Origin of the sequence: Sandarakinorhabdus oryzae (assembly GCF_009733735.1) — a bacterium.
GTDB lineage: Bacteria > Pseudomonadota > Alphaproteobacteria > Sphingomonadales > Sphingomonadaceae > Sandarakinorhabdus > Sandarakinorhabdus oryzae.
Genome location: NZ_WNJP01000222.1, coordinates 1 through 3,775 on the forward strand (window position 1 = coordinate 1; position 3,775 = coordinate 3,775).

At 69.2% G+C, this 3,775-nt stretch carries 3 protein-coding genes; 2 read left to right on the forward strand and 1 reads right to left on the reverse strand.

All coding sequences use genetic code 11. The features are described 5' to 3' along the window. Both GJ693_RS14540 and trxA read left to right on the forward strand, forming a co-directional pair. The coding region (locus GJ693_RS14540) for a UvrD-helicase domain-containing protein (protein ID WP_156256986.1) at positions 1–2,844 on the forward strand (2,844 nt) is incomplete at its 5' end. 20 nt (positions 2,845–2,864) lie between these two features. Then, the gene (gene trxA, locus GJ693_RS14545; RefSeq protein ID WP_156256987.1) at positions 2,865–3,182 is read left to right on the forward strand and encodes a thioredoxin; all 318 of its coding nucleotides are present in this window, start codon (positions 2,865–2,867) and stop codon (positions 3,180–3,182) included. Between the two features lie 89 nt (positions 3,183–3,271). Here trxA and GJ693_RS14550 read toward each other — a convergent pair. Continuing rightward, positions 3,272–3,775 (reverse strand): glutathione S-transferase C-terminal domain-containing protein (locus GJ693_RS14550; protein WP_197042227.1); only part of this gene is annotated, 504 nt, incomplete at its 5' end.

Below are 3,775 nucleotides of genomic sequence, written 5' to 3' on the forward strand. Positions count from 1 at the left end.
CTGCCCCGCCACGGTGCGACGCTGGCCGACATGCGCGTGGAGGCGGTCGAGCCATTGCTGCGCCGGGCGCTGGGCCTGGGCGACGGCGGCAGCGAGGCGGCCACCCTGGCGGCGGGCATTGCCAGCCTGCCGCTGCCCAAATTGCAGCAGTTCGCACAGGCCCTGGGGCAGCAGGACGGAGTGACGGCGCAGAAACTCGCCGGCAATCTGGTCGCCTTCCTGATGGCACCTCACAAGACCAGCCTGTGGGACGATCTGTGGCGGATGTTCTACACGGCCGACAACAAGCCGCGTGTGGTGACCGGCCTGGTGCCCAGCAAATTGCAGAAGGCCAATCCCGATTGGCAGCCATTCTGCGCCGATATGCAGGCCCAGTTGCTGACCATCCGGGCCGAACTGGAACGCTGGCAGATCCTGGCCTTCGCCGGTCGTCACCTGCGCGTGGCGGTGCGGCTGGCGCAGGACTGGCGGGCCGCCAAGCATCGCGCTGGCGTGATCGATTATGACGACATGATCGCCGCGGCCGCCCGCCTGCTTGGCGAGCCGGGCGCAGCGGACTGGGTGCGCTTCAAGCTCGACAGCCGCATCGACCATGTGCTGGTCGACGAGGCGCAGGACACCAACCTGTTGCAGTGGGAGGTGATCCGTGCGCTGGTGGAGGAGTTTTTCAGCGGGCTGGGCCAGCGCGACCAGTTCCGCAGCCTGTTCGTCGTCGGCGATTTCAAGCAGTCGATCTTTGGCTTCCAGGGTGCCGATCCACAGGTCTATGCCGACAAGAAGGATGATTTCCACCAGCTCTGCGAGGCCGAGCCGGAGCGCTGGAAGGAGTTGCCGCTGACGGTGAATTTCCGCTCGGTGCCGACCATCCTCGACGTGGTGGACCGGGTGATCGGTCATGTCGGGCAACAGGATTTCGACCCCGCCGGGGTGCCGCCCCACATCGCGCACAAAGAGGGCGCCGGGCTGGTGACGCTGTGGCCGCCAGTGCTACCAGACGATGATGCGCCGGAGGAAGAGGGCGAGGCTGGCGGCGATGATGCGCCGCCGCTGGCGCTGGATATCGCCATGGCGCGCCGCATCGCGGCCACCATCGCCGGATGGCTGTCGCCCAAGGCACCGCTGATCCTGCCAGCCAGCGGCCGCCGTGCTGCGCCACAGGATATATTGGTACTGGTGCGCCGGCGCGGCGGGCTGATGAACGCGCTGGTGACGGCGCTGCACGAAGCCGGCGTGCCGGTGGCCGGGGTGGACCGGCTGAACCTCGCCGAACCGCTGGCCGTGGCCGATCTGCTGGCGCTGGTGCAATTCGCCTGCCAGCCCGGCGATGACCTGACGTTGGCGGCGCTGCTGGTCTCGCCTTTTTGTGGTCTGGATCATGATGCGCTCACCGATCTGGCGGCCGAACGGCCGGGCAGCCTGTGGGCGGCGGTGCAGGCCAGCGCGGATGCCACTGTTGCCAGCGCGCGTGCCTGGCTGGCCGAGGTGCTGCGGCTGGCGGCCGATGTGTCGCCCTATCGTTTCCTGGAAACCATCCTGTCTGGCCCGCTCGCCGGCCGTCGCAAGCTGCTGGCCCGGCTGGGCGAGGAAGCCCGCGATGCGGTCGATACGGTGCTCGATCAGGCGCTGGCCTGCGAGGCGGCGGGCGCGGCCAGTTTGCAGGCCTTTCTCGCCTGGATGGCGGCCGAAGACCTGGAAGTGAAGCGCGATCCCGAAGCCGCCATCGATGCCGTGCGGCTGATGACGGTGCACGGTGCCAAGGGCCTGCAGGCGCCGATCGTGATCATGGCCGATGCCTGCAGCCTGCCACGTCCCGACAGCGGCGCGCTGGTGCTGCCGGTGGCCAATGGCCCCGATCTGCCGCTGTGGCTGCCGCCTGGCCTGATCGCACCGCCGGAGTGGCTGGCGCAGGCCCAGGCGCGCCGGGCCGAGCGGGTGGCGCGCGAATATCGCCGGCTGCTCTATGTGGCGCTGACGCGTGCGGAGGAGGTGCTGTGCATCGGTGGCGCATCGAAACCAGGCAAGCAGTGGGATGTGCATCCCGACAGCTGGTATGCGCTGGTCGAGGCCGCATTGGCCGATGTGGCTTTGCAGGAGGAGGTTGACCCCAACTGGCCGGCGCCGGTGCGCAGCCTGCGCACCGGGCCGCCGGTGGCGCTGAAGAAACAGCAGGTCACGCCGGCGGCCAGCCTGATCCCGACCGATGGCTGGTGGTTGCGCGCTGCACCCGTGGAAGCGCGGCCGCCGCGGCCACTGGCGCCGTCGAGCCTGGGGCCCGACACGGTGGCCGATCCGCCGCCCGATGCGGCCCGCAAGGCCGCGGCGCGGCGCGGCACGGCGCTGCACAAATTGTTCGAGACGCTGCCCAGCCTTGCCGCCAGCGTGCGGCGCGAGGTGGCGCTGAGATGGTGCGCGCTCAACGTGCCGGATCTCGATGCCACGGAACTGGTGACGACCGTGCTGGCCGTGCTCGACGATCCGGCCTTTGCCGCAGTGTTTGCGCCCGACGCACTGACCGAGGCGCCGCTGGCCGCCGTGGTGGGCGAGGCGGTGATCGCCGGCAGCATCGACCGGCTGCTGGTGAGCGATACCGAGGTGCTGGCGGTGGATTTCAAGACCGGCAGCCGCGTGCCGGCCGGGCTTGATGCGGTGCCGCCAGCGCACCTGGCGCAGATGGGCGCCTATGCCGCGGCGCTGGCCCGCGTTTTTCCGGGCCGCACCGTGCGCGCCGGGTTGCTCTACACGGCCGGGCCGCGCCTGATCGAGCTGCCCCAAGACGTTCTTTCCGCCTGGCAACCTGCAGCCACATTGCAGCCAGGCGGGCCAGCGCCTATCTTGCCTCTATAAATCTGATCTTGGAGTCTCCCATGACCAAAGCCGTGACTGATGCCAGCTTCGATGCCGAAGTGATCAACGCCGAAAAGCCGGTGCTGGTCGATTTCTGGGCCGAATGGTGCGGCCCGTGCCGCATGATCGCCCCGGCGCTCGAAGAGCTCAATGCCGAGATGGACAATGTCGAGATCGTCAAGGTCAACATCGACGACAATCCCGACGCGCCCGGCCGTTATGGCGTGATGTCGATCCCGACCATGATCCTGTTCAAGGGCGGCAAGCCGGTCGCCATGAACGTCGGCGCCAAGCCGAAGGGCGAACTGAAGGCGTGGCTGACGGGCGCGCTGGCGTAAAGCCAGCGCTTGGGCTGACGGGCGCGCTGGCGTAACCCTCACCCAGCTCGGCTGTGCCGGGTCGACCCTCTTCCCAAAAGGGAGAGGGGTCAGGCCGGCGACACCACCTGGCCCAGTCGCGGGAAGTGGACGTTGACGGTCAATGGGACCGTCAGGCCCGCCTCCACGTCCCGCGCGATCGTGATGCCGGTTGAATCGCAGCGCAGAAGGCGGCCGACGCTGGGCGCGTCTTTCGTGCCGTCCTGCGTGACGCCCACCATCATGCCCGCAGCGTAGGGTGCATCGACCCGGCCCGTCACCGGCGCTGGAACGGCGTCGCGTGCTGCGGCCAGCGCGTCGTCGGTCGTCATCTCCCGCCGCTCGCCGTGGCCGAAGCCGGCCATCCGCCCAAACCAGTCAGCGACACAAGGCATGGCCAGCATGGCGGCGGCGTTGGCGGCGGCGGTCGGCACGGCCTTCACGAACCAGAGGTTGCTGTAGAGCGCCAGATCGCCCGCACCCGGCGCATCGCCGCCGATGAAGGCGCGGCCATCGGCCAGCGTGTCCGACAGCCACTGGCTCGCCACCCGCGCCTGGCCGGCCAGATGCGGCGC